This window comes from Rhizobium sp. SVR5-2C, from assembly GCF_056755115.1.
The window spans coordinates 1-238 of record NZ_JBNDHT010000569.1; the positions used below are offsets into that span (position 1 = coordinate 1).

Below are 238 nucleotides of genomic sequence, written 5' to 3' on the forward strand. Positions count from 1 at the left end.
CCCCCCCCCCCCCCCCTCTCTCCACGCACGCCCCCCCCCCCCAGATTACTACGCGTCTCGTGGGCTCGGAGATGTGTATAAGAGACAGCTTCCATACCTCCAAGGAACAGGGGCTCGGCCTCGGCCTCGTCATTTCAAAGGACATCGTTGCGGACTACGGCGGCCGCATCGACGTCTCGAGCGGCGACCGGGGCACATGTTTCACCGTCTACCTTCTGACTGTCTCTTATACACACCT

Annotated in this window: 1 pseudogene; it reads left to right on the forward strand. The window is 62.2% G+C overall.

The features are described from left to right. Positions 1 to 89: 89 nt before the first annotated feature. Positions 90 to 238, forward strand: a pseudogene (locus ACPYOI_RS36930) (ATP-binding protein); the annotation flags it as partial.